Below are 25309 nucleotides of genomic sequence, written 5' to 3'. Positions count from 1 at the left end.
ATGGCAACAGATACGATGACTAACCAACACGTGGCCGCCCATGGCGGCCACGAAGAGCACCACGATACCACGGGCCTGAAGATGTACGGGTTCTGGATCTACCTGATGAGCGACTTGATCATCTTCGGCTCGCTCTTCGCCACCTACGCGGTGATCCATAACGGCACCGCCGGCGGCCCGACCTCCAAAGACCTGTTCGAGCTGGACTTTGTCCTGGTTGAAACGTTCCTGCTGCTGTTCAGTAGCTTTACCTACGGCATGGCCGTACTGGCCATGCACAAGGAGCGGGTCAAGCAGGTCATGGGCTGGCTGATTGTCACCTTCCTGTTCGGCGCAGGCTTCGTGGGAATGGAGATCTATGAGTTCCATCACCTGATCGAAGAAGGCTTCGGCCCGGATCGCTCCGGCTTCCTGTCGTCCTTCTTTGCGCTGGTCGGCACCCACGGCCTGCACGTGAGCTTCGGCCTGCTGTGGATGGCCATCATGATCATCCAGCTTGGCCTCAAGGGCATCACCGACAAGACCAAGCCGCGTGTCCTGTGCCTCAGCCTGTTCTGGCACTTCCTGGACATCGTCTGGATCTGCGTCTTCACCTTTGTGTACCTGATGGGGGTTCTCTGATGAGCACATCCACTTCTCACGATGGCGGTAGCCACGGCAGCGTCAAGTCCTACATCTGGGGCCTGATCTTCTCCATCATCCTGACCGTGATCCCTTTCGGCATGGTCATGAAGGGTGGGTTCAGTGAAGGTGTTCTCGTTGTTGCGATCACCATCATGGCGATCCTTCAGGTGCTGCTGCAGCTGATCCTGTTCATGCACATGAACCTGAAAACACAGGAAGGTCGGGATTCCGGCTCCTTCGTGTTCTTCACCGCGCTCATTCTCGCCCTGGTTATTGGTGGATCTGTGTGGATTATGTATCACCTCAACGTCAACCTGATGTAATGTCGCGCACGTCTAGCAAGGACGTGCTCCGGCAGTTCATCGCGCTCACCAAGCCGGGCATCATCTTTGGCAATTCGATCTCGGTCATGGGCGGCTACTTTCTGGCCGCCCAGGGTGAGTTTGACCCGGCCCTGTTCCTGGCAACCCTGTTGGGACTGGGCCTGGTGATCGCCTCAGGCTGCGCGTTCAACAACCTGATCGATCGGGACATTGATTCGATTATGGAACGGACGCGCAACCGACCGCTGGTGACCGGCGCTATCACGCCGGCCACCACGTTTGGTTTTGCCACCGTGCTGGGTCTGGCGGGGTTTACGATGCTCATGGCGGTAAACCTGCTGACCGTTGCCCTCGGCATCTTTGGCTTTGCGATCTACGTGGGCGCCTACAGCCTGTGGTCGAAGCGCCATTCAGTGCACGGCACCCTGATCGGCAGCCTGTCCGGTGCGGTTCCGCCGGTTGTCGGCTACTGCGCGGTTTCCGGGCAGTTTGACCTGGCAGCACTGATCCTGCTGGTGACGTTCTGCCTCTGGCAAATGCCGCACTCCTATGCCATCGCAATCTTCCGTTTTGATGACTACAACCGGGTCCACATTCCTGTGCTTCCGGTCGCCCGTGGCATCGACACGGCGAAACACCACATCGTGGCCTACACCATTGCGTTCACGCTATCTGCGCTGAGCCTGACGGTGGCGGGCTTCACCGGCCTGGCCTATTTTGTGGTGATGCTGGGCATGGGGCTTTACTGGCTCAAGCTGGGACTCGACGGGTACCGCACCACCGATGACGTCAAATGGGCCAAGGGTAACTTTGGTTTTTCCATTCTGACGGTGTGCGTGCTCAGTCTGATGATGGGGCTGAACGCTTACCTGCCGTAATGAGCGGCCACGGCTCCGGCCGTGTCGCTCGCTTTCTGACCCCTGCGTCAGGGCCTCTTTACCGCCGGTTTGTCTCCCCTCTGTAACCCTCCCTGAAAGACGCTCCCCGGGCCTCCTCCCCTGCCCTTCCCCTACCGCAATCCTCGTCCGTTATGGGGTGCCTACAGACCGTATTATCGTCGCGAAAATCTTCCGTTGGTTGACTACGCAAGCCAAGCCAATTTGAGCTATAGATAATGTGGAGCCATCAACAAGACGATGAGGGTGAACCTATGCTTACGCACGTCTGGGGCCTGCTGACCCATCCCAAAACCGAATGGGAGCACATTGAAGAAGAACACGAGTCCGTTCGCCACCTGTACGCCCACCACGTACTGATCCTGGCGGCGGTCCCGGTGATCAGTGCGTTTATCGGTACGACGCAGATAGGCTGGGGATTCGGCGGAAGCCAGCCCTTCATCAAGCTGGACTACCTCAGCGCGTTCCTGGCGGGGATCGCGTTCTACATTGCCATTCTTGCGGCCGTCATTCTTGTCGGCCACGTCATCCGCACCATGGCAAAGCGCTTCCGCAAACCGCCAAGCTCACGGCGCTGCGTGATCTTTGCCGGCTACATCGCCACTCCCATGTTCCTGAGCGGCCTGGTCGCCGTCTACCCGCTGGTCTGGCTGTGCTTGCTCGCGGGCACCATAGGGCTCTGCATCAGCGCCTATCTGCTGTACCTGGGCATCCCGTATTTCCTGGGGATCAGCTCGGAGGAAGGCTTTATTGTGTCCAGTACCACGCTGGCCGTGGGCGTCCTGGTGCTTGAAGCGATGCTCTCGGTGACCGTCATTCTCTGGGGCTACGGAGAGGTCTTACTGCCCTGGCTGTTCCGATTCTGAACCGGCAGGCTCGCCGGCCGCCGGTTTCGGGCCCATAAAAAAACGGGTGCGGCTCTCACCGCACCCGTTTTTTCTTGCCGACGCCGGCCGCTTATGGCTCGCGACGCCTCACGATTTGATCGGCGCATTCAACACGTCGAGAACCTCTTCCAGCTCCGCAATCATCTGTCGGATGAGCTGCTTGTACTGGGACGTGTCGTCCTTAACCTCATGACTGCTCAGCTTCTGCTTGGCGCCGCCAATGGTATACCCCTGATCGTAGAGCAGGCTACGGATCTGCCGGATGGTAATGACATCCGCCCGTTGGTAATAGCGCCGATTGCCCCGGCGCTTGACCGGAGACAGCTGGGGAAACTCCTGCTCCCAGTAGCGCAGAACGTGGGCCTTGACCGCACACAAATCCGCCACTTCGCCAATGGTGAAGTAGCGCTTTCCGGGAATGGCCGGCAGTTCGTTGTTATGACTGGGTTCCAGCATACGCTTCCACTTTCTGCTTGAGTTTCTGGCCCGGGCGGAACGTCACCACGCGACGGGCGCTGATCGGAATTTCTTCGCCGGTCTTCGGGTTGCGGCCGGGCCGCTGTTTTTTATCCCGAAGATCAAAGTTGCCGAAACCGGACAGCTTGACCTGTTCGTTATGGCTGAGCGCTCCCCGGATCTCATCGAAAAAAGCCTCGACCATTTCCTTGGCCTCCCGCTTATTCAGACCCAGTTCCTCGTAAAGGCGTTCCGCCATCTCCGCTTTCGTCAACGCCGTCATCGCTCAGCTCCTCAGTGTTGCGCCCAGCTCTTCTTTGAGGGCGTCAATGACGCCCGTGAAGAGCGATTGCACTTCATCGTCGTTCAGGGTGCGCTCAGGATGCTGCCAGAACAGGCTCAAGGCCAGGCTCCGATTACCCTCGCCCAGGCTCTCGCCCTCGTAGAGATCGAACGCACGCAATGCTGTGAGGCGCTCACCGGCGTGTTTTCTGGCCACACGCTCTACATCAGAGAACGCCACATCCGTCCCGATAATAATAGCCAAATCCCGCCGAACTTCAGGGAATTTTGAAAATTCTTTGAAATTAGGCACATAACCCGTTCGGATCGAGTTCAAGAATAGCTCAAACATCAGGATCGTGCCATTCAGTTCCAGTTTTTTCTGGACCTGAGGATGCAAGGTGCCAAACCAGCCCACGGACTCGCCGTCCCGAACCAGCTCGGCCGTCTGCCCGGGGTGCAGCGCGGGATGCTGACCAGGAACAAACCGGATCTCTACGCCCATCAGCTGGAACAGCCCCTCCAGCTCGCCTTTCACATCGTAGAAGTCCGCTGCCCGGCGCCCATTGGCCCAGTTCTCCGGGTTCTGGCCACCGACGACGACACCCGCCAGCATCGGCTTCTGATCAATGCCCTCGGCGGTCTGCTCAAATCGTAGGCCGGTCTCGAACAGGCGAATACGGGGCTGTTGCCGGTTCTGGTTGTAAGCCACGGTCTTGAGCAGGCCACTCCACAGGGTGGTCCGCATGACCGACAGATCGCTTGAAATCGGGTTGGCAAGCGCAATGCCGTCCCGCTGCGGATCCACCAGGGCCTGAACCTTCGGATCGACAAAGCTGTAGGTGATCGCTTCCTGATAGCCGTGGGCCACCAGATAGTCCCGGATGGCCGACACCGGGCGCCGGGCCTCGGCACGAACCCGAAGGCCCAGCGCGCCCTCCGGCTCGGTGACCGGCAGGTTGTCGTAGCCATAAATCCGGCCAACTTCCTCGATGACATCTTCCTCAATCGCAATGTCCGGCCGGAAACTGGGAACCCGCAGCCGCCAGCCGTCCTTGAGGAGCTTATCCACATGCAGCCCCAATCGGGTCAGGATTTCCTCAACGGTGGTGCGATCAATCGCCAGGCCGAGTACGTCCGCCAGCCTCTGCTCTCTCAGGTCAACCGTCCGGTCGGCAGGCAAATGATCTGGGCTGACGGCTTCGACGATCTCACCGGGCTCGCCGCCGGCGATGTCCATCAGCAACCGGGTCGCCCGCTCCATCGCGGTGCGCGCCAGCGAAAAATCCACGCCCCGCTCGAAGCGGTGAGACGCATCGGTGTGCAGACCGTAGTGCCGGGCCTTGCCGGCCAGGGTGATCGGGTCAAAATAGGCCGATTCCAGAAGCAGGTCCCGGGTGGATTCGGCCACGCCGGAATGCTCGCCGCCCATCACACCGGCGATGGCGACGGGCCTACTGTGGTCGGCAATCACCAGCGTATCGGGCGTCAGCGTCACTTCCTGCCCATCCAGCAGAACCAGGGTTTCACCCTCGGCGGCCATGCGGACAACAATACCGCGGTCGATCTCAGCCCGATCAAACGCGTGCATGGGCTGGCCCAGCTCGAGCATCACGTAGTTGGTCACGTCCACGGCGGCATCAATGGAGCGGATGCCGGAACGACGCAGGCGCTCACGCATCCAAAGCGGCGTCTCGGCGCTCAGGTCGACGTTTTTCAGGTAGCGGCCAAGGTAGCGGGGACAACCGGCGGGCGCGTCAATGCGGATGTCGGGGCGCTCATCGTGCACCGGCGGAACGGGGTCAATGGCCGGCTCGCATACTTGCAGGCTGTTGAGCACGCCAACCTCTCGGGCAACACCCCGAATGGACAGGCAGTCACTGCGGTTGGGCGTCAGATCCACGTCCACGGTAATGTCGTTCAGGCCCAGGTAAGCCGAGACCTCCTGACCGATGGGCGCATCGGAGGGCAATTCCATCAGGCCATCGTGGTTCTCCGACAGGCCAAGCTCGGCCTCAGAGCACAACATGCCCTCGGAGGGCTGGCCGCGGAGCTTGGCCTTTTTGATACGAAAATCCCCCGGCAGGATCGCACCCACCTCCGCAAACGGCACCTTGAGCCCTTCACGGACGTTCGGTGCGCCGCACACCACCTGTACCACACCCTGACCATTGCTGACCTGGCAGACCCGCAGCTTATCGGCGTCCGGGTGCGGGACCACGCTCTGCACCTCGCCGACCACCACGCCGCTGAAGGCGCCGGCAACCGGCTCAAATCCATCCACTTCCAGACCCGCCATGGTGATCTGGTCCATGAGTTCCTGGGAGCCAATGTCCGGATTGACCCACTCACGCAGCCACTGTTCACTGAATTTCATGGTAAATGCCTTGTCCTGATGCGGTTAACGCTGTTGCGTCTGAAACGTGTTTCGGGCGGTGCCGGTTACCGGAACTGGCGCAGGAAACGCAGGTCGTTCTCGAAGAACATACGCAGATCGTTCACGCCGTATCGCAGCATGGCCAGCCGCTCAACCCCCAGGCCGAAGGCGAACCCACGGTAGGCTTCAGGATCAATGCCGCAATGCTTGAAAACGTTCGGGTGCACCATGCCGCAGCCCATCACCTCCAGCCATTTGATGCTGCCGTCTGCCTCGCGCCCCCACTCGATGTCCACCTCGGCGGACGGTTCGGTAAACGGGAAATAAGACGGCCGGAACCGAACCTTGAGGTCACGCTCGAAGAACACCCGGAGAAACTCCTCAATGGTGCTCTTGAGATCGGCAAAACTGACGTCTTTCTCGACCAGCAGCCCCTCGCATTGGTGGAACATGGGGGTGTGGGTCATGTCCGAATCGCACCGGTAGACCCGGCCGGGGCAAATCATCCGGAACGGCGGCTCTCCGGCTTCCATGGTCCGGATCTGCACTGGCGAGGTGTGGGTGCGCAGGAGCGTGCCGGGATTGAAATAGAAGGTGTCATGCATGGCCCGGGCGGGATGATGACCCGGAATGTTCAGAGCTTCGAAGTTGTGGTAATCGTCTTCGATTTCGGGCCCCTGTTCGACGCTGTACCCGGCCTGGGCAAAAATCTCTTCGATGCGCTGGAGCGTGCGGGTCACCGGGTGCAGACCGCCCAGGTCCTGGCCGCGTCCGGGCAGGGTGACGTCAATGGATTCGCTGGCCAGCTTCGCTTCAAGGGCCGCCGCTTCGAGATCCGACCGGCGGGCGTTGATGGCCTGCTCAACCTGGCCCTTGGCCTCGTTGATTTTCTGGCCGGCGGCCGGACGTTCCTCGGCGGACAGTTTGCCAAGGGTCTTGGCCTGCTGGGTGATGATGCCCTTCTTGCCAAGGTATTCCACACGAAGATGCTCAAGTGCCTGCAGGCTGTCGGCACGATCAACCGCGCTCAGCCCGTCCTGAACCAGTTGCTCCAGGTTTTCCATTGACCCTTGCTCCAAACCAGAATGGGGTAGCTGAAAACAAAAATAGGGGAAGAGCGTGCCCTTCCCCTATTCAGAGGCACCACGCCGGGAGGCGGGTGCCGATCGATCTGCGATCGATTGAGAGATCTTAAGCGATCACAGGGACGCTTTGGCTTTCTCAACAACAGCGGCAAACGCCTGCTGCTCGTTCATGGCCAGATCGGCCAGAACCTTGCGATCGATCTCGACGTTGGCCTTTTTCAGACCGGCGATCAGCCGGCTGTAAGACAGGCCATTGGCACGGGCGCCCGCGTTAATCCGGGAGATCCACAGGGCGCGGAACGCGCGCTTGCGGTTACGGCGGTCGCGGTAGGCGTACTGGCCTGCCTTGATCACCGCCTGTTTGGCAACCCGGAAGACACGGCTACGGGCACCGTAGTAACCCTTGGCCTGCTTCATGATCTTCTTGTGACGACGGCGTGCTACCACACCACGTTTTACACGAGCCATTTAATCAATCCTTCTTAACCGGTGATAACTCAGTTGGCGAGCATACGCTTGATGGCAGCCACATCGGACTTGGCAATCAGCTTGGTACCACGCAGCTGACGCTTCCGCTTGGGGCTCTTCTTGGTCAAGATATGACTCGTGAAGGACTGCTTGTGCTTGAAGCCGTTCGCGGTTTTCTTGAACCGCTTCGCCGCACCGCTCTTGCTTTTCATCTTCGGCATTTTTTAAAACTCCGCATTCTCGTTTTGAAAACCCATATGACCCTGAACGACAAATCCCCCGCAGACGCGGGGGACCGGCCGTGCTACAGGATCACTTCTTTTTACGGGGAGCCACGATCATGGTCATCTGGCGGCCTTCCATCTTCGGTCGCATTTCAACCGTTGCCATGTCGGCCACATCCTCTTCGATCCGCTGCATGAGTTTCATACCGATTTCCTGGTGTGCCATCTCACGCCCGCGAAATCGAACCGTGATCTTGCCGCGGTCCCCGTTCTCAAGGAAACGTACCAGGTTGCGTAGTTTGACCTGGTAATCCCCTTCTTCAGTTCCTGGACGGAACTTGACTTCTTTCACCTGCGTCTGCTTCTGCTTTTTCTTGGCAGCCGCTTTGGCTTTCTTCTCTTCAAAGACTTTCTTTCCGAAGTCCATGATCTTACAGACGATCGGATCGGAATCCGTGACCTGGACCAGGTCCAGGGACGCTTCTTCGGCTTGCCTGAGAGCATCCTCAATGGAAACAATCCCCACCTGGTTGCCCTCGGCGTCAATCAGGCGGACTTCAGTTGCGTCGATGTTTTCATTGATGGGTGCTTTGGGCGTGCGCCCACCCCGATTCGCTCGCTGTTTAATAATCAGTTCTCCGTTTTGGTTCTGCCTTTGCGCGCAACGTCGTTTGCCAAGCGTTGCACGAACTCGTCGGCGGACAGGGTGCCCAGATCGTCACCCTTGCGGGTACGGACAGCGACGGCGTTATTTTCCACTTCCTTATCGCCAACCACCACCAGGTAGGGCACCTTGTTTAAAGTATGCTCGCGGATTTTAAAGCCGATCTTCTCGTTTCTCAAGTCGGCGTGCACCCGATAGCCCATGGATTCCCATTTTTTCGCCAGTTCCTGGCAATATTCCCGCTGATTGTCGGTAATATTCAGTATCGCCACCTGGGTGGGTGCCAGCCAGGTTGGAAACGCGCCTTCGTATTCCTCAATCAGGATGCCGATGAACCGCTCGAAGGAGCCCAGCACGGCCCGGTGCAGCATCACCGGCGTCTTGCGCTCGGAGTTGTCCGCCACGTACTGCGCGCCCAGGCGGCCCGGCATGGAAAAGTCCACCTGAATGGTGCCGCACTGCCACACCCGGCCGATGCAGTCCTTCAGTGAAAACTCGATCTTCGGGCCGTAAAACGCGCCCTCGCCCGGCAGCAATTCCCAATCCACGCCCTCACGGTTCAGCGCCTCTTCCAGCGCTGCCTCGGACTTGTCCCAGACTTCATCGGAACCCACGCGCTTTTCCGGGCGGGTGGACAGTTTGTACAGAATCTCGGTAAAGCCGAAGTCCTCATAGACCTCGTGCAACAGCTTGATGAACGCAGACACTTCCTGCTGGATCGCATCTTCTTCACAGAAGATGTGCGCATCATCCTGGGTAAACCCACGCACCCGCATCAGCCCGTGCAGTGCGCCAGACGCCTCGTTCCGGTGGCAGGAGCCAAACTCGGCCAATCGCAGCGGCAGGTCCTTGTAGCTTTTGAGGCCCTGATTGAACACCTGCACATGGCACGGACAGTTCATCGGCTTGATGGCGTAATCGTGCTTCTCGGACTCCGTGGTGAACATGTCGTCCTTGAACTTGTCCCAGTGGCCGGATTTTTCCCACAGCGCCCTGGACACCACTTGCGGCGTCTTGATTTCCTGATAACCGTGCGTGCGCAGCTTGGCCCGCATGTACTGCTCGATTTCCTGATACAGGGACCAGCCGTCCGGATGCCAGAACACCATGCCCGGCGCTTCTTCCTGCATGTGGAACAGGTTCAGCTTCTTGCCGATCTTGCGGTGATCCCGCTTCTCGGCTTCTTCCAGCCGATGCAGATACGCCTTGAGGTCCTTCTTGTTGCCCCAGGCGGTACCGTAAACACGCTGCAGTTGCTCGTTGCCGGTGTCACCGCGCCAGTAGGCACCGGCGACCTTGGTCAGCTTGAACGCTTTGAGCTTGCCGGTGCTGGGCACATGCGGCCCACGGCACAGGTCAATGAAATCGCCCTGCCGATAGAACGACAGATCCTCATCCCCGGGTATGTCTTCAATGATCCGGACCTTGTACTCCTCGCCCATCTCGTTGAACAGCCGAACCGCCTCGTCCCGGGACAGCACCGACCGGGATACCGGAATGTCCTGCTTGGACAGCTCTTCCATCCGCTGCTCAATGCGAGCCAGGTCGTCGTTGGTGAACGGACGGTCGTACTTGAAGTCGTAGTAAAAGCCGTTATCGATGACCGGACCAATGGTGACCTGGGCAGACGGGAACAATTCCTTGACGGCCATGGCCAGCAGGTGGGCCGTTGAATGGCGAATGACATCAACGCCATCGTCGTCCCGGTCGGTGACGATGGCCAGGTCCACGTCCTGTTCGATGCGATAGCTGGTGTCCACCAGCCGACCATCGACTTTTCCGGCCAGGGCCGCCTTGGCCAGGCCAGCGCCGATGTCGGCGGCAACATCGTGAACGGTAACAGCTTCGGCAAAACGGCGATGACTGCCGTCCGGCAGCGTAATGACGGGCATGAGGAGCTCCTTGAGTGTCTCAGCGGTGATCTATACCAAAGACCACATGGTGCCGGCACTGCGCGATACAAACCGCGGGCCGAATCAGCGCGAAGTCTAACAGAAAAAAACCCGGCGGGTTACGCCGGGCTTCACGGATGCCGGGTCGGTGCGGGCAACGGCCCGCTCCGATTCAGGCCGGTTTCGGAACGCCGGCTTCCCGGGCCCGCCGGCGCAGCTGGCCAAAGGCCACCAGCCCCAACAGCAGCAGCGCCGGAATGAACATCAACTCCTTCGGCGGCCGCTCGTTCTCGGTCTCGAACTTGTCGATGGTCCAGCCAAAGCTGATACCCGCCTTTTCAGCGGCACTGCCAAATCCTACAAAGTCCACGGCCATCACATCACCATCCTTCTTCAACTCAAGGCCGGCCTTGGACAGACGCTGCTCCGGGGACTCCGCCGCCGGCAACTCGAGGCGAATCATTTTGGTGACTTCCTGGCCGTCAATGCTGATACCAGACGCGTGCAGGTACAGCGGCCCGTCCGCCGGCACGTTGTCGATGTGCTGGTAGATTTCCGTGGCCGGCCGCAGGTCCACCGGCGGGTACACCATGTCCCACCAGAAGCCCGGGCGGAACAGAGTGAACGTGACCAGCAGCAGCGCGATGGTTTCCCACCAGCGAGTACGGGTGAACCAGAACCCTTGTGTGGCCGCCGCGAACACCAGCATGGCGGTGATGGCACTGAATACCGTGACCAGTAGATCAAACCAGCCGGTCAGCCCGATCAGCAACAACTGGTTGTTGAAGATGAACATGAACGGCAGGATCGCGGTCCGGATGTCGTAGATAAAGCCCTGGATACCGGTTTTGATGGGGTCGGCGCCCGATATCGCCGCCGCCGCGTAGGCCGCTAGCCCCACCGGTGGCGTGTCGTCCGCCAGGATACCGAAATAGAACACGAACATGTGCACCGCAATCAGCGGCACAATGAACCCGTTCTCGGCGCCGAGGGAGACAATCACCGGCGCCATCAACGTAGACACCACAATGTAGTTTGCGGTGGTGGGCAGACCCATGCCGAGGATCAGGCTGATGATCGCGGTAAAGATCAGGATCAGCAGCAGGTTACCACCGGAGATGTACTCCACGAACTGGGTCATCACCAGGCCAATGCCGGTCAGTGTCACGGTACCGACCACGATGCCGGCGGTGGCCGTGGCGACACCAATGCCGACCATGTTCCGGGCGCCGGTCGCCAGGGAGTCAAACAGGTCCACCACGCCGGCTTTCCACTGCTCCGCCATCCCCTGACGGGTCCGGAAGAACGCCTTGAGCGGCCGCTGGGTGACCAGAATGAACATCATGAACAGCGTGGACCAGAACGCGGACAGATGCGGAGAGAAGCGTTCCACCGTGAGGCACCAGACCAGCACCACCACCGGCAGGAGGTAATACAGACCCGTCTTCACGGTCGGGCCGACCGGCGGCAGCTCGTTCAAATCGGCATCGACGTCTTCCTCCAGGTCCGGGAACTTGCAGGAATACGCCAGCAGCGCCACATAGATGATCAGCAGCAGCACCGACATGACCCACGGGGTCGCGCCGCCCAGAACACTTTTCATCCAGCCAACGCCGTAGTACACCACCAGCGTCAGCGCACAGAAGCCGACAATCACCATCGCCCAGGTCATCAGACGCTGCGCCAGGGTCGGCTTATTACGGCGCTCGATGCCCTTCATGTCCATCTTGCACGCTTCCAGGTGCACCATGTACAGAAGGCCGATGTAGCAGATCAGCGCCGGCAGGATGGCGGCCTTGACCACCTCCAGGTATGGCACGCCCACGTATTCCACCATCAGGAAGGCGGCAGCGCCCATGATCGGCGGCGTCAGCTGTCCGTTCACGGAGGCCGCCACCTCAACCGCACCGGCCTTGGTGGCCGGGAAACCCACCCGCTTCATCAACGGAATGGTGAAGGTACCCGTGGTCACCACGTTGGCGATTGAGGAGCCGGACACGACCCCGCTCAGGCCACTGGAGACCACGGCTGCCTTCGCCGGCCCGCCACGCATGTGGCCCAGCAGAGCATAGGCAATCTTGATGAAGTAGTTACCGGCACCGGCTTTCTCCAGCATGGCGCCGAACAGCACGAACAGGAACACGAAACCGGTAGAGACCCCCAGGGCGACACCAAACACGCCCTCGGTACCCAGCCACTGATGCGAGGCCAGCTTGCTGAGGCTGACGCCGCCGTGGGAAATGACATCGGGCATGTAGGGCCCGGCCAAGGAGTAGAAAATAAAGACGCCGGCGACGATGCTCAGGGCCAGGCCCAGCGCACGACGGGTCGCTTCCAGCAACAGTACGAGACCACCGAGGGCCACCACCATATCCATGGTGATCGGCGCGCCCGGCCGATCGGCCAGCTCCCGGTAGAAAATGAAAATGTAGGACGCCGCAAAGGCGGCCAGCAGAGCCAGTATCCAGTCGTATACCGGCACATGGCTGTCGTGTTTGCCCTTGATCATGGGGAACGCGGTAAAGGCAAGGAACACGGCAAACGCCAGGTGAATCGAGCGTGCTTCCGTGGAATTGAACACGCCAAACTCGAAGATGTAGGGCAGCGGAGACGCAATCCAGATCTGGAACAGAGACCAGAGGACGGGTACCACGAAGAGGATCACCTTCGCCGGGCCGGTGCCCGCTCGTCCACCAGATTCGGTGAGCAGAACGTCGTCAAGCATCTGCTTGTTGACGCCCTCCCCCGCTTTCGGGTCGCTATGGGTCATAGCAGAATCCTGTCAGAGGAAAAATCGGTTCAATCGTAAATGGCCACGGGCAGTTACCTGCCCGTGGCCACCAGAGCTCAGGAATAACGGCTTACTTGATCAGGCCGACTTCCTTGTAGTACTTCAGGGCACCCGGGTGCAACGGCGCACTCAGGGCGTCCTTCACCATTTCTTCCTTCTTCAGGTTGGCGAAGGCGGGGTGCAGACGCTTGAAGCTGTCGAAGTTCTCGAACACCGCCTTGACGATGTTGTAGACGACGTCGTCCGGCACGTCGGTAGAAGACACCAGGGTGGCCGCCACGCCGAAGGTGGTCACGTCTTCATCGGTACCACGGTACATGCCGCCCGGGATGATCGCCTTGCGGTAGTACGGGTTCTCTTTGATCAGCTTCTTGGTGGCGTCGTTGTCGACTTCCACGATCACGCTGTCGCAGGAGGTGGTGGCTTCCTTGATGGCACCGGAGGGGTGACCAACGGTGTAGAAGAACGCGTCGATGTTGCCATCGCACAGGGCCTGGGACTGCTCAGCGGCTTTCAGCTCGGCGGCCTGGCCGAACTTGTCCATGGTCCAGCCCATTTCGTTCAGCAGCACTTCTGCGGTGGCGCGCTGGCCAGAGCCCGGGTTACCGACGGACACTTTCTTGCCCGCGAGGTCCTCGAACTTCTTCACGCCGGAGGCCTTGCTGGCCACCACGGTGAACGGCTCGGGGTGCAGGGAGAACACCGCCCGCAGCTTCTTGTTCGGGCCATCTTCCTTGAACTGGCTGGTGCCGTTGTAGGCGTGGTACTGCCAGTCGGACTGGGCGACCGCCAGATCCAGCTCACCCTGACGGATGGCGTTGAGGTTGTAGACAGAACCGCCGGTGGCTTCCACGGAGCAGCGGATGCCGTTTTCCTTGCGGTTCATGTTGACCAGGCGACAGATCGCGCCGCCTGCCGGATAGTACACACCGGTGACACCGCCGGTGCCGATGGTGACGAAGGTCTGCTCCTGAGCCGATGCCGGCGCGGAGGCCATGCCCAGGCTGACAGCGGCCGCCATGGCAAGCGCGGATACTTTGAGTTTCAGTGTCATGTGAGTTCTTCCTTATTCTGAGTTATTGAATGCGAACAGGCGCACCCGAGACAGCGCTGCGGGCGCGGTTATGGGTCCTTTCTGAACATAGACCACTTCCCGGCAGAAATAAAGCCGCGGTTCGCTGGCTAACCACTTGAACATGAAACAAAAAAGCCCGCAAAGCGGGCTTTTTTGGTGCATGGACAGTGGCCTACTTCGATGCTCGCGCCTTCGCGACCATCCGATCCGGACGAAGCAGGAACCGGGCCAGAGCCGGCAGCAGCCAGATGGCACCGATCATGTTCCACAGGAACATGAAAAACAGCAGGAAGCCCATGTCAGCCTGGAACTTGATGGGAGAGAAGATCCAGGTCACCACGCCGATACCCAACGTTACCCCGGTAAAAACAACGGCTTTACCCGTGGAGCGAAGGGTCTCGAAATACGCCTGCTGGAGAGTTTTACCCTCAAGCAGGTATTTCTCAAGTTTGCTGTATATGTAAATACCGTAATCCACCCCGATACCGACCCCCAGCGCAATCACCGGCAGGGTTGCCACTTTGATACCGATGCCGGACACCGCCATGATGGCTTCACAGAGCACGGAGGTGAGGCCCAGCGGGATCACGATACACAGCACCGCCCTAATGGAACGGAAGGTCAGGAAACACAGCAGCGTGACTACGGCGTAGACAAACAACAGCATCTTGTCTTTCGCAGAGGAGATCACGTCGTTGGTCGCCGCCTCGACGCCCGCGTTACCGGCTCCCAACAGGAAGGTGTGATTCTCATCGCTGTTCTTGTCCGCGAAATCTTCCACCTCTGCAACCACGGTCTTCAAGGTTTCCGCCTTGTGATCCTCCAGGAACACCAGCAGCGGCGTCAGGCTGCAATCGGTGTTGATCAGCCCGGAGGGCGCACTGCGGATCGAGGCGTTGATGATGGTCTGGTTCCGCGACAGGGCATACCAGTTCCAGTTGCCCTCATTCAGTGCCTTGGTCACGATTTTGGACACATCCGCCAGCGACGCGGTGGACTGTACGCCCGGCGTATTCATCAGACGCCACTCAAGCGCGTCCATTGCCCGCAGGACGTTGTACTGGGTGCACTGCTCCTTGGGCGTCTGGACCATCACGACCAGCACATCGGCGCTGGTGGAGTAATTGTTGATGATGTAGCCGTTGTCCTGGTTATAGCGGGAGTCCGCCCGGAGTTCAGGCGCGCCCTTGTCCAGGTCGCCCACCTTCAGGTCCTGCTTGTAATAGACCCCAAGGCCCAGGCCGATGACAGCAATCAACAGGGAGATCGGCGCCACCGCCGGATGGGAGAAGTAGGACATAATCTGCCACTTCCGATCCTGCTTCTCGCCGTGATTCTGCACGTGCTTCACGCCGCCCTTGGAAATGCCAAGGTACGACATGATCAACGGGTGCAGAACCAGGTTGGTGATGATCACGAAGGCGACACCGATGCCCGCGGAGACGGCCAGATCCCGAATCACGTCGATCTGGATGAAGAACAGGGTCAGGAAGCCGAAGGCATCCGACACCAGCGCCAGCATGCCTGGTATGTAAAGCGACCGGAACGCGAGCCGCGCGGCCGTCAGCGGGTCGAAACCCTTGGCCGCTTCCACCGCCATGGCGTTAACAATCTGAACGCCGTGGCTGATGCCGATGGCAAACACCAGGAACGGGACCAGCACCGAATACGGGTCAAGGCCGTAGCCCAGCAGACGCAGCGCGCCCAACTGCCAGAACACGGCAATGATGGAGGTGAGAACCGGGATCAACGTGCCCGTGATGCAGCGGGAATACCAGAACAGCAGCAGCATGGTGAGGCCGATGGTAATGGCCGCAAACCAGGCAATGGAGCCGATCCCCTCAATCAGATCACCCACTTTCTTCGCAAAACCGACGATGTGGATGTCAACATTCGGGTTTTGCGCTTCGTATTTGTCGCGCACTTTTTCCTCGAGCTGACGCGAAAACGCCGCGTAGTCGAGAGGCTTGCCGCTCTCCGGGTCTTTCTCGTACAGCGGCGCATACACGATCGTGGACTTGAAGTTGTCCGAAACCAGACGCCCGACTTCGCTGGAACGCAGAACGTTCTGGCGCAATTGCTCCAGGCTGGCTTGCGAACCGTCGTAGTTATCCGGGATCACGGCGCCGCCCTGGAAGCCCTGTTCGGTCACTTCCACCCAGCGCACGTTCGAGGTCCACAGGGACTTCAGACCCGACCGGTCAACGCCGCTCAGATAAAAGACTTCGTCTGTGATCTGCTTCAGCGTTTCCATATATTCTTTGCTGAAGATGTCACCGTCTTTGGCTTCCACCGCGATACGCACAAAGTTACCCAGGTTCTCCAGGTCCTTGCGGTGATCCATCATGTTCTTGATGTAGGGGTGCTCCAGCGGAATCATCCGCTCGAAGCTGGCGTCAGGCTGGATCTTGGTCGCGTTGTAGCCAAGAAACAGCGTCACCACGGCCAGCAGCACCAGGATGATCGCCCGGTTGTTGAATATCAGGCGCTCCAGAAACGGCTCGGCCTTGGGCGTGGTCAGGTAATGCTCGCCCTTGTCATGTTTCGGGTTGGACATCAAATAGCCCCTCTTCCATTAATCCGTTGTTGCCACGTCAGGGCGTTATTGAAGGTCTTTGCCGGCGGCGTCAGTGCGAACGGCACCGCGCTCTCCGACGAGCAACAGCCGGCCCTCAGGCAGGGGCACGACGCCCATAAGGCCTTCCCGGTCCGGGCGCAGCGTTTCCTTGAAGGAACCGCCATCGTTTTCACTGGTCAGAATGGCACCGCCGTTACCCACCAATACGATGCGGTTGCCATCTACGGCGCCGTCGTTGAGGGTTTCGGTGGAACCGGTGTCCCGGGTCGTCCAGGTCTTGCCGATGTCCGTGGAGTACAGCAGGGTCCCGCGCAGGCCAAAGGCCAGGATCTCATTGACCCGGCCGGTACCGGTCACGCCGAACAGGGAGCCGGGATACGGGCTGTCCCGCTTTTCCCAGGTCTGGCCATTGTCCACGGACACAAAAATCTGGCCGGCCTCGCCGACGATCACCAGCGCGCCACCAGACACCTGGCTGACCGCATTCAGGTGATAGCCCTGGCCGTTATCCAGTTTCGGCGCCCAGTTTTTCCAGGTGTTGCCACCGTCCCAGGTCTGGAAGAACAGGCCATATGCGCCCACCACGATGCCGTGCTCGGCGTTCTCGAACCAGACGTCCAGGAACGGGTTAACCGGACCGATATCCAGGTCGCTCTGCATGTTTTCCAGAGTGAAGTTCAGATCGTCGAGTTGATACTCCAGGTCGCTTTTCTGAGCCTCGGGGGCCGTATCGATGCGCTGCTCAAGAGCGGCGATCTCATCTTCCTGGGCGGAAATGGCCAGCTTGGCGGCCTTGACCCCGTCAAGCTGAAGTGACCAGGTCTTACCGGCATCTGAAGAGTGCAGCACAGCGCCGCTGTGGCCCACGGCCCAGAGTTCGCTGTCCGTGCCGAAATCCACCCCGGTCAGGGTGACCGAAACCGGCACGCTTGCCTGCGTCCATGACTGGCCCTGATCATCGGAGACCACAATGTGGCCCCGCTCTCCGGCCGCTACAATACGGTCGCCACGGACCGCAACATCATTCAGCAGGCTCTTGGGAGCCAGTTTGGAGGGCATCGACGGGGTCTCAAGGACATCCCCCACGGCCAGCGCTGCCGGAGCAGCGCAAACCAGGGACAATCCGAGACAGCCCGCGCCGAGCGTGTTTCGCAGAAAGCTTGTAGCCATGCACAGTGCCTATCGGTTGTTATTGCTTGGTGTCTCTGACGGCCGGGGCCGCTTGCTTACCGAACGCTACGGCGCCGCAGGGAGGCCGGCGAGAAGTAGCGCTTGTTGGGAACCTCGTTGCTGAATTCCCGGGTCTTTGGCTCTTCGGTGTCCAGTCCGAGGACGTGGTACCGGCGGGCCTGCAGATCGTTGTAGACGTCCAGCACGCTCCACACACCCGGCAGCTCGTAGTAGTTCTTCAGCAGCGCCATGGTGACGCGCCAGAGGTTGCCACGGCTGTCGTACTGATCCACCAGGGCCACGTTCCAGCTGTCCTCGTCCACGTAGAACCGGCGCTTCGAGTAAATGTGGCGTTCCCCCTTTTTCAGGGTGGCTTCCACCACGTGAACCCGATGCAGCTCCCAGCGGGTCAGGTCCGGATTAACGTGGGACTGGCCCAGAATCTTGCTGTAGGGCAGGCCTTTTTCGCCAATCCGGTAGTTGTTGTAGGGGATGTAGACTTCCCGCTTGCCCAGGTATTTCCAGTTGTACTTGTCCAGGGCGCCGTTAAAGATGTCGGTATCGTCGGCGGTACGCAGGTTGTCGGCGGCCGCAATCGGGGAATCGTAGTTCAGGTTCGGCGCCCGGCGGACCCGGCGCTGGCCGGCGTTATAGCCCCAGCCGTTGCGGGGTTCCTTGATCTGGTTCAGGGTCTCCTGAACCAGGATGGCGCCACCGGCCAGACGGGGCGGGGAAATGGTGAACGACAGATAGTAGAAGATGATGTTGTCGAGGGTGCTCTCGTCCCCTTCCGGGTTGTAGAAGTTGAAGAACACTTCCTGCTGGGAGGTCACCGGGGAGAAGTCCCCGTTCTGCTGAACCGCCACTTCGCTGGAGCGACGGGTCACGTAGACGCCCCGCCAGCGGGTCAGGTGGTTCCACATCACCTGCCAGGCTTTTTCTTCGTCGTTACCGCTGAGAATCGGGAACGGGTATCCGCCGTAGGCACCCTCGATACCCGCGCCCTCGCCGATCATTTTGGCGGAGGTGGCGTTGTCCTTGATGTTCTTCTCAATCCACTCCGGCACGGCATGGGAGCGCCGGGTCTTGTAGATCGGCAGCTTGAACGTGGTCGGATAGGTTTCGAACATGGCCTTTACACCCTCACTGAGGTGGTCGGCGTATTGGTCCATGTTGGAGGCGGTGATGGTGAACAACACCTCGTCCTCCGGGTAAGGATCGATGTGGTGCTGGCCGGTGCCTTTGTAGCCCGGCGGTGGCTCGGTGAGGCCGCCGTCCCAGGCGGGAATGGTTCCGGCGTCATTGCCAGCTTTCGGGGAGCCAAACGGGGTCAGGTCCTTGCCCAGGCGATCCGCCTGACTCTGGGATACCGACGCGTATCCGGGGGCAGCAGCCACGGTCAGGGCCAACAGGCTGCCAAGCAGCAGTGTCTTGTTGTATCTCATGGTCGTTCTACGTCCGTCTGGAAGCCTCTAGCGGGGCTTTTGTTATGGTCTGATCGGTCTTTCGACGTTCAACCAGCGTAGCCGATCGGTCCATGAATGCCATCGACCGAAAGTGCGATTTTGGCGCCGGCCGTGACGACGGAGCACAATCACGGCCGGACGTTGCCCCGCCTAGTCGGCGAGGCTCTTGTGTACCACTTCGTAGACGTCCCTGGACAGCCCGGACTTGTCCCGGATGCGCTCCAGCGCGGATCGCATGCCGGAACTGTGACCCGGCGCAAATTTCCGCCAGCGGGTCAGCGGCGTGACCAGTCGGGCGGCAATCTGCGGATTGCTGTCGTCCAGGCGCATCACCTGCTCGGCCAGGAACCGGTAGCCTGAGCCGTCGGCCTCGTGGAATCGGGCCAGGTTCTGCCCGGCAAACACGCCGATCACCGAGCGGACCTTGTTCGGGTTCTTCCAGTCGAACGCCGGGTGCTGCATCAGCGCCTGGATAGCGTCCAGGCCGTTGGCGTGACTGGACGCCTGCACCGCGAACCACATTTCCACCACTTGGGGATCGTCCTGGTAGCGCTGGTAGAACGCGTCCAGCGCCGCGGTCCTGGCCTCGGCCTGATCCGAGTGCACCAGCGCCCTCAGTGCGCCCATACGATCGGTCATGTTGTCCGCCTGCCGGAACTGGGCCTCCGCCAGCGCCCGACCTTCGTCGTCGTTGATGGTCAGCAGCCAGGCCAGCGCGGTATTGGCCAGGCTACGGCGGGCGACGGCCTCCGGGGTGACTGCGTAGTCGCCGCTCTGCCGGTTGCGCTGATACACCGCCAGCAGCTCGTCCCGCAGCTCGGTCGCCAGCTGTCGAAGCACCTGTTCCCGGGCCTTGTGAATCGCCGTTACGTCCGCAGCCTCCGCCAGTTCAATCAGATAGGCCTCGGACGGCAACTGCAACATCTTGGACACCAGCGCCTGATCCAGGGTGGTGCTGGTGAGAAGCTCGCGGAAAGCGGTGACCAGCGCCGGCTCCACCGGCGCATCCGGCCCGGCAACCACCAGGGACTGGATAACATCCACCGCCAGCCGCTGTCCCGCGTCCCAACGGTTGAAACCGTCCGGATCATGGCGCACCAAGAACAGCAACTGCTCCCGGCTCCAGGCATACTGCACCCGCACCGGCGCGGAGAAATGCCGAAGCAGGGACGGTACCGGTCGGGCGGACACGCCATGGAACTCAAAGGTGTGGCGCGCTTCGGTCAGTTCCAGCACCCGCTCGGTCGGAGCGTGCGCCTCCTCGGGGTCAAGCCGCAGAGGCAGTGGCTCACCGCCCTCACCCAGCAAGCCCAGGGCGAATGGAATGTGCTGCGGCTTCTTGTGACTCTGGCCCGGTGTGTCCGGAATACGCTGCTCGATACTCAGACGGTACACACCGCGGGCTTCGTCGTATTCATCGGTCACCGCCAGCACCGGTGTGCCGGCCTGCTCATACCAGAGGCGGAACTGGCCCAGGTCGCGACCAGTGGCGTCTTCCATGGCGCGCACGAAGTCATCGGTGGTCACCGCCTGGCCATCGTGCCGCTCGAAATACAGATCGCTGCCCTTGCGGAAGCCCTCTGCGCCCAGCAGATTGCGGATCATCCTCACCACTTCCGCGCCCTTTTCATAGATGGTCAGGGTATAGAAGTTGGAGATCTCCATGTAGGACGCCGGCCGGACCGGATGCGCCATGGGGCCGGCATCCTCGGCAAACTGGGCCGTGCGCAGCAGGGTGACGTCCTCAATCCGTTTTACGGTGGGCGAGCCCATGTCCGCAGAAAACTCGGAGTCCCGGAACACGGTGAACCCTTCTTTCAGGCTCAGCTGGAACCAGTCCCGGCAGGTGACACGGTTGCCGGACCAGTTGTGGAAATACTCGTGGGCCACGATGGCCTCAATGCGCTGGAAGGTGGCGTCCGTTGCCGTGTCCTGGCTGGCCAGCACGCAGGAGGAGTTGAAGATGTTCAGGCCCTTGTTTTCCATGGCGCCCATGTTGAAATCATCCACCGCGACGATCATGAAAATGTCCAGATCGTACTCCCGGCCGTAGACCTCCTCGTCCCAACGCATGGCCCGCTTCAGAGAGTCGAGGGCGTGATCGCACTTGTCGGCGTTGCGGGGCTCCACGTACATGCGCAGATCAATATCCCGGCCGGATTGCGTGCGGAAGCCGTCCCGCTTTTCCACCAGGTCACCGGCCACCAGGGCAAACAGGTAACAGGGCTTCGGGAACGGGTCTTCCCAGGTCACGAAATGACGACCGTCGGCCAGATCACCGCGCTCCACGTCGTTGCCGTTGGACAACAGCACCGGGTAGCGGGACTTGTCCGCCTCGATGCGAGTCCGGAACCGGGCCATCACGTCCGGGCGGTCCGGGTAGAAGGTGATGCAGCGGAAACCTTCCGCCTCGCACTGGGTGCAGAACATGCCGGAGGATTTGTACAGGCCCTCCAGACGGGTGTTGTTCTGGGGCTCAATCCAGGTCACCACTTCCAGGGAGAAGCGCTCGGGAACCCGGGGAATGATCAGCTGGTCGCCGGTATCCTCATACGCATCGCCCGCCAAGGTTTGCCCGTCCAGGGCCACGGCTTCCAGTGTCAGGCTGTCGCCATCAAGCGTCAGTGGGCCGGCGGTGCCCTTTGCTTCCGGATTGCGGCGAACGGTCAGGGTACTGTGAACCCGGGCGCCGTCTTCAAACAGGGAGAACCGCAGGTCCACGTCGTCGATCAGGTACTCTGGTACCCGGTATTCACTGAGATAGATGGTTTGCGGCTGGGTGCTGCGCATAACGCCTCCACGGCTGATAGGTTACGGGGCATCGACGCGGAAACGGACCACGTAGCCGGTGTATTTCCGGAGGTTGATCACTCCGGTATCCAGCATCAGGTACTGGCCCTTGATGCCTTCAAGCACGCCGTCGATGTCCGGCTGTTTGTCCAGATTATGGCTTTTGATCTTCTCCGGCCAGACCTGCACCGGATAACTGAGATCCAGGCCCGGCTCGTCCACCGCCCGGACGGCATCCTCGCCGTGCTCGGCCAGCAACGCCTTCAGATCCGGGGCGATCGTTTCCAGCAAGGCGGCACGCTCCGCCACCAGATCCAGCTCGGGCACGTCGTCTTTCAGCATGGCCCGCCAGTTGGTGCGATCCGCCACATGCTGTTTGCAGGCCACTTCCACCAGGCCGGCCAGATACCGGGAACGGGTACGCAGCATGGGAATGGCCGCCACCGCACCCTGGTCGATCCAGCGGGTCGGCACCTGACTGGCCCGGGTAATGCCCACTTTCAGACCGGAGGAGTTTGCCAGGTACACCACGTGCTCAACCATGCAGTGTGTCTCGCCCCACTCCGGCTCGCGGCAGGTGCCGAGGTGGAAATGGCACTTTTCCGGGCTCATGATGCAGCTGTCGCACGCCGCGAGTTTGCGGAAACAGGGAAAGCAGTAGCCCTGGTTAAAACTTTTGTTGGTCTTACGGTCGCAGTGGATGCAGCGAATCACGCCTTCAAACCCGATCCGCACCCGGTGGCCCAGGTGATCATTCAGGGCAACGCGATCGTCCCCCACCGCCAGCAAGTAATTCACCGGGGCGCCGGCGGTGACGGGCATTTTGCGAAGACGACCGGTCAGGTCGATGGCGCTGCTCAAGATTTGACCTCAACGTACAGGTTCGGATCGGCCTCCGGGCCATCGGACGGGTTCCCGGCCCCATTCTGGCTGAACCGGACGGACGGATCGCAGGCGGTACCGGCTTTTTCACCCCGGTCCAGGTAGCCCACTCGCTCCTGCTCCGGCACATTGTGCAGGTTCTCGTAGTAAATGACCGCTTCCAGGCTGATGGCCCGCTGCTCCTTGGTCATTGGCCGTCCGTCCGGCCACTTGCCCAGTTCCAGGGACTGTCGGAGGTTGCGGTATACCGTGGGGTCCAACCGCTCGATCAGTTGCTCGTAGGTCATGTGGCCCTCCTGATAGTGGGTCTCAAAACATCCAATTACCGTTTGACAGATTTAAACGATAATGATTATCATTACTTCGCCAAATGACGACGGTCGTATCATTTGGTCTCTCTCATCAGAGCTCACAAGCTCCTTCCACGCCCGGCCCTCTGGCCGGGCTTTTTTTATTCATGCCCGGTGTCGCACCGGGAACACCAGCGCGCAGGCCAGTCCCCCCAGGAAACCGCCCAGGTGTGCTTCGTTGGCCATGCGCCCCATACCGAGCGCCTCGGTCAGCGGTGTAAAACCAAGCACCATCCAGCCAACCGCAAACGTCACCAGCGCCGGCGGGAACTGGAACCGGGGGTGGCGGCGCTGGCTAAGCCAGCAGTACGCCAGCACACCGTAGACCGCACCGGACAAACCGCCAAACAACGGGCCCGACACCGCATACTGCAGGCCGTTGGAGGCCAGGCTGGTGATCAGCAACAACAGCAGCAACCGGCCACGGCCATCAAACCATTCCACCTGGCTGCCGAGGAACCAGAGCATCACGCCGTTAAAAATAATGTGGGTCCAGCTGAAATGCAGAAAGTCCGGGGTAACCAGTCGCCAGACCTGTCCGCTGGCCAGAGTGTCCGCCAGTGCCTGCAGGCGACCATCGAAGGTGCCCCAGTCGTGTAAGCGGGGATCGACAAACATCAGGGTGGCGGCCAGGGCGTTGGCGCCAAAATCCGTCACCAGGGCCAGCACCACTGCCACCGCAATGATGCCCAGCACCACCGGAGCGTGCCGGGGAGATGGCTGCCAGCGGCCTCGGACAAATACCGGCGAGCGGTTTTGCTCGGCCACCGCGTGGCGCACGCCCGGCTCGGCGAGAAAGCGGCCGAGCGCGGCGAGCACGGGCTCAGCGTGGTCCGGGTTGGCCAGCCACAGCACCTGCTGGTCGCCCTCCTCGGTAATCCGGTGCTGCACGCCCTGGTCCTTCAGCCAGCGGCTGAAGTCGGTCAGGTCCACGGCGGTGTCCAACTGTTTCACCCGATACACGGTGGGATCCTCTGGCTATGCGTGAAAGAGTACGAACGGATGCCGCAGCCGATCAGCGGGCCACGCTGTCCTCGCTGGTGGGGTAGTCGGCCTCTTCCGGACGCTCCACATCCACCCAGACAAACTTGTCCGCGGAAAGCTGCGTTTCGCCGTCAAACCGGTACGCCACCAGCTTGCCGTATTTGACCGCGCTGAAATCAATGCAGGCCACGTTATGGCGCAGCGGGGACGGCCGACCTTCCATCCAGTAATGGCCGACAAACACCGGCGGCGCATCCATGGGGTAGCGGATCAGCTGTGCCCGTTCCCGGTCGGTCAGCGGCCTGCGAGCCACCTCTGGCGGCAGCGGGTCCGGCTGGAATACAACGTCGGCGTAGGTCTGGGGGTTGTCTGCCCAGAATTTCGTGCGGAAGAATTCGCGCACGTAGCCGTCCCGGCCGGTAATGCTCATGCCCTCCGGCAGCCGGAGATCCGTGCCACGGAGCAGTGTGTCCATCACCTGGCCGGCGAAGGATTCAATGGCGGCCGAGGCGTGCAGGAAGTCTTCGTCGATGCAGGCGCCGCCCTGGAGTCGGCGGAACTTGTCGATCAGGTCGCCGTCCCAGCAGGCGTGCACCACCCGGAAATCCTCGTCGTCTATAAACAGCGGCACCGTGTAGAACCACTCCAGAAACTCGTTCCACTCCTGCGGGTAATGGGCAAACTGCTCGAGCGTTTCCCGGATCAGACGGTTGTGCCTGGGGGTGTGTTCACGCAGGTGCGTGCAGCCGCTGCCAGCCCGGGCCCGGGTGCAATACCCGAGGGCATTGTATTCATGATTGCCCATGACCATACGGGCCGACCCGTGCTCGACCATATCCCGGACCAGGTGAAGCGCTTCCCGAATGCGGGGCCCCCGGTCGATGATATCGCCGATGAACACCGCCTGCCGGCGCTCGTGACGGTATACGCCGCGCACCCGCCGGTAGCCCATGTGTTCAAGCAGCTTGGCCAGGGTGTGGGCGCAGCCGTGAATGTCGCCAATGATGTCAAAGCCCCGGGAGGCTGACCGTCGCTGTACTGCCAT

General features: G+C 60.7%; 22 protein-coding genes. 4 read left to right on the top strand and 18 right to left on the bottom strand.

Going from position 1 to position 25309, the window contains the following annotated elements:
- The 4 genes from V3388_RS13065 (at position 1) to V3388_RS13050 (ending at position 2709) form a co-directional block, all read left to right on the top strand.
- Positions 1 to 621, top strand: coding sequence for a cytochrome o ubiquinol oxidase subunit III (locus V3388_RS13065; protein ID WP_336368016.1), 621 nt, complete (start codon positions 1 to 3; stop codon positions 619 to 621).
- Positions 621 to 947: a cytochrome o ubiquinol oxidase subunit IV gene (cyoD, locus tag V3388_RS13060; RefSeq protein WP_336368015.1), complete on the top strand. Its 327-nt coding sequence runs from the start codon at positions 621 to 623 to the stop codon at positions 945 to 947. The genes V3388_RS13065 and cyoD overlap by 1 nt, the downstream gene beginning before the upstream one ends.
- Entirely contained in the window at positions 947 to 1825 is an 879-nt protein-coding gene (cyoE, locus tag V3388_RS13055) for a heme o synthase (protein WP_336368014.1), read from the top strand. The genes cyoD and cyoE overlap by 1 nt, the downstream gene beginning before the upstream one ends.
- A gap of 272 nt (positions 1826 to 2097) precedes the next feature.
- The gene (locus V3388_RS13050) at positions 2098 to 2709 is read left to right on the top strand and encodes a Yip1 family protein (RefSeq protein ID WP_336368013.1); all 612 of its coding nucleotides are present in this window, start codon (positions 2098 to 2100) and stop codon (positions 2707 to 2709) included.
- Between the two features lie 108 nt (positions 2710 to 2817).
- Here V3388_RS13050 and V3388_RS13045 read toward each other — a convergent pair whose 3' ends face one another.
- The 18 genes from V3388_RS13045 to V3388_RS12960 all read right to left on the bottom strand — a co-directional run bounded on the left by V3388_RS13045 (position 2818) and on the right by V3388_RS12960 (position 25309).
- The gene (locus V3388_RS13045; protein WP_336368012.1) at positions 2818 to 3186 is read right to left on the bottom strand and encodes a MerR family transcriptional regulator; all 369 of its coding nucleotides are present in this window, start codon (positions 3184 to 3186) and stop codon (positions 2818 to 2820) included.
- Positions 3167 to 3469: an integration host factor subunit alpha gene (gene ihfA, locus V3388_RS13040; RefSeq protein ID WP_099619018.1), complete on the bottom strand. Its 303-nt coding sequence runs from the start codon at positions 3467 to 3469 to the stop codon at positions 3167 to 3169. The genes V3388_RS13045 and ihfA overlap by 20 nt, the downstream gene beginning before the upstream one ends.
- 3 nt (positions 3470 to 3472) lie before the next feature.
- Complete coding sequence (pheT, locus tag V3388_RS13035; RefSeq protein WP_336368011.1) at positions 3473 to 5845, bottom strand: phenylalanine--tRNA ligase subunit beta; 2373 nt, start codon at positions 5843 to 5845, stop codon at positions 3473 to 3475.
- A 65-nt stretch (positions 5846 to 5910) separates the two neighbouring features.
- On the bottom strand, positions 5911 to 6909 hold the full coding sequence (gene pheS, locus V3388_RS13030; protein WP_336368010.1) for a phenylalanine--tRNA ligase subunit alpha: 999 nt from the start codon (positions 6907 to 6909) through the stop codon (positions 5911 to 5913).
- Positions 6910 to 7044: 135 nt separating this feature from the next.
- Positions 7045 to 7398 (bottom strand): 50S ribosomal protein L20, encoded by a 354-nt coding sequence (rplT, locus tag V3388_RS13025; protein WP_336368009.1) that lies wholly within the window; start codon positions 7396 to 7398, stop codon positions 7045 to 7047.
- A 29-nt stretch (positions 7399 to 7427) separates the two neighbouring features.
- Positions 7428 to 7619, bottom strand: a complete 192-nt coding sequence (rpmI, locus tag V3388_RS13020; RefSeq protein WP_336368008.1) for a 50S ribosomal protein L35 — start codon at positions 7617 to 7619, stop codon at positions 7428 to 7430.
- Between the two features lie 91 nt (positions 7620 to 7710).
- Positions 7711 to 8256, bottom strand: a complete 546-nt coding sequence (gene infC, locus V3388_RS13015) for a translation initiation factor IF-3 (RefSeq protein WP_336368135.1) — start codon at positions 8254 to 8256, stop codon at positions 7711 to 7713.
- Positions 8253 to 10178 carry a threonine--tRNA ligase gene (thrS, locus tag V3388_RS13010; RefSeq protein ID WP_336368007.1) on the bottom strand — a complete coding sequence of 642 codons (1926 nt, stop codon included), beginning with the start codon at positions 10176 to 10178 and terminating at the stop codon, positions 8253 to 8255. Before thrS ends, infC begins: the two co-directional genes overlap by 4 nt.
- 172 nt (positions 10179 to 10350) lie before the next feature.
- Entirely contained in the window at positions 10351 to 12948 is a 2598-nt protein-coding gene (locus V3388_RS13005) for a TRAP transporter permease (protein ID WP_336368006.1), read from the bottom strand.
- Between the two features lie 91 nt (positions 12949 to 13039).
- Positions 13040 to 14023, bottom strand: a complete 984-nt coding sequence (locus V3388_RS13000) for a TAXI family TRAP transporter solute-binding subunit (RefSeq protein WP_336368005.1) — start codon at positions 14021 to 14023, stop codon at positions 13040 to 13042.
- A 193-nt stretch (positions 14024 to 14216) separates the two neighbouring features.
- Positions 14217 to 16601: an efflux RND transporter permease subunit gene (locus V3388_RS12995; RefSeq protein WP_336368004.1), complete on the bottom strand. Its 2385-nt coding sequence runs from the start codon at positions 16599 to 16601 to the stop codon at positions 14217 to 14219.
- 45 nt (positions 16602 to 16646) lie between these two features.
- Positions 16647 to 17681: a WD40/YVTN/BNR-like repeat-containing protein gene (locus tag V3388_RS12990; protein WP_336368003.1), complete on the bottom strand. Its 1035-nt coding sequence runs from the start codon at positions 17679 to 17681 to the stop codon at positions 16647 to 16649.
- Positions 17682 to 17848: 167 nt separating this feature from the next.
- Complete coding sequence (locus tag V3388_RS12985) at positions 17849 to 19237, bottom strand: DUF1329 domain-containing protein (protein WP_336368002.1); 1389 nt, start codon at positions 19235 to 19237, stop codon at positions 17849 to 17851.
- A 171-nt stretch (positions 19238 to 19408) separates the two neighbouring features.
- Positions 19409 to 22048, bottom strand: coding sequence for an aminopeptidase N (pepN, locus tag V3388_RS12980; protein WP_336368001.1), 2640 nt, complete (start codon positions 22046 to 22048; stop codon positions 19409 to 19411).
- Between the two features lie 21 nt (positions 22049 to 22069).
- Positions 22070 to 22909: a DUF2797 domain-containing protein gene (locus V3388_RS12975; RefSeq protein WP_336368000.1), complete on the bottom strand. Its 840-nt coding sequence runs from the start codon at positions 22907 to 22909 to the stop codon at positions 22070 to 22072.
- The gene (locus V3388_RS12970; RefSeq protein WP_336367999.1) at positions 22906 to 23217 is read right to left on the bottom strand and encodes a YeaC family protein; all 312 of its coding nucleotides are present in this window, start codon (positions 23215 to 23217) and stop codon (positions 22906 to 22908) included. Before V3388_RS12970 ends, V3388_RS12975 begins: the two co-directional genes overlap by 4 nt.
- Positions 23218 to 23385: 168 nt before the next feature.
- Positions 23386 to 24243 carry a rhomboid family intramembrane serine protease gene (locus V3388_RS12965; RefSeq protein ID WP_336367998.1) on the bottom strand — a complete coding sequence of 286 codons (858 nt, stop codon included), beginning with the start codon at positions 24241 to 24243 and terminating at the stop codon, positions 23386 to 23388.
- Between the two features lie 52 nt (positions 24244 to 24295).
- A complete protein-coding gene (locus tag V3388_RS12960; RefSeq protein ID WP_336367997.1) occupies positions 24296 to 25309 on the bottom strand; it encodes a metallophosphoesterase in 1014 nt (337 codons plus the stop codon).

The organism is Marinobacter sp. C2H3 (assembly GCF_037080155.1).
Lineage (GTDB): Bacteria > Pseudomonadota > Gammaproteobacteria > Pseudomonadales > Oleiphilaceae > Marinobacter.
Note: the sequence above shows the minus strand (reverse complement) of the source record. Positions and strands in the feature narration are given on the sequence as shown.

Coding starts and splice junctions, on each gene's coding strand:
- V3388_RS13065 (WP_336368016.1), top strand. CDS start 1: ATGGCAACAGATACGATGACTAACCAACACGTGGCCGCCCATGGCGGC.
- cyoD (WP_336368015.1), top strand. CDS start 621: ATGAGCACATCCACTTCTCACGATGGCGGTAGCCACGGCAGCGTCAAG.
- cyoE (WP_336368014.1), top strand. CDS start 947: ATGTCGCGCACGTCTAGCAAGGACGTGCTCCGGCAGTTCATCGCGCTC.
- V3388_RS13050 (WP_336368013.1), top strand. CDS start 2,098: ATGCTTACGCACGTCTGGGGCCTGCTGACCCATCCCAAAACCGAATGG.
- V3388_RS13045 (WP_336368012.1), bottom strand. CDS start 3,186: ATGCTGGAACCCAGTCATAACAACGAACTGCCGGCCATTCCCGGAAAG.
- ihfA (WP_099619018.1), bottom strand. CDS start 3,469: ATGACGGCGTTGACGAAAGCGGAGATGGCGGAACGCCTTTACGAGGAA.
- pheT (WP_336368011.1), bottom strand. CDS start 5,845: ATGAAATTCAGTGAACAGTGGCTGCGTGAGTGGGTCAATCCGGACATT.
- pheS (WP_336368010.1), bottom strand. CDS start 6,909: ATGGAAAACCTGGAGCAACTGGTTCAGGACGGGCTGAGCGCGGTTGAT.
- rplT (WP_336368009.1), bottom strand. CDS start 7,398: ATGGCTCGTGTAAAACGTGGTGTGGTAGCACGCCGTCGTCACAAGAAG.
- rpmI (WP_336368008.1), bottom strand. CDS start 7,619: ATGCCGAAGATGAAAAGCAAGAGCGGTGCGGCGAAGCGGTTCAAGAAA.
- thrS (WP_336368007.1), bottom strand. CDS start 10,178: ATGCCCGTCATTACGCTGCCGGACGGCAGTCATCGCCGTTTTGCCGAA.
- V3388_RS13005 (WP_336368006.1), bottom strand. CDS start 12,948: ATGACCCATAGCGACCCGAAAGCGGGGGAGGGCGTCAACAAGCAGATG.
- V3388_RS13000 (WP_336368005.1), bottom strand. CDS start 14,023: ATGACACTGAAACTCAAAGTATCCGCGCTTGCCATGGCGGCCGCTGTC.
- V3388_RS12995 (WP_336368004.1), bottom strand. CDS start 16,601: ATGTCCAACCCGAAACATGACAAGGGCGAGCATTACCTGACCACGCCC.
- V3388_RS12990 (WP_336368003.1), bottom strand. CDS start 17,681: ATGCCCTCCAAACTGGCTCCCAAGAGCCTGCTGAATGATGTTGCGGTC.
- V3388_RS12985 (WP_336368002.1), bottom strand. CDS start 19,237: ATGAGATACAACAAGACACTGCTGCTTGGCAGCCTGTTGGCCCTGACC.
- pepN (WP_336368001.1), bottom strand. CDS start 22,048: ATGCGCAGCACCCAGCCGCAAACCATCTATCTCAGTGAATACCGGGTA.
- V3388_RS12970 (WP_336367999.1), bottom strand. CDS start 23,217: ATGACCTACGAGCAACTGATCGAGCGGTTGGACCCCACGGTATACCGC.
- V3388_RS12960 (WP_336367997.1), bottom strand. CDS start 25,309: ATGGCAGTACAGCGACGGTCAGCCTCCCGGGGCTTTGACATCATTGGC.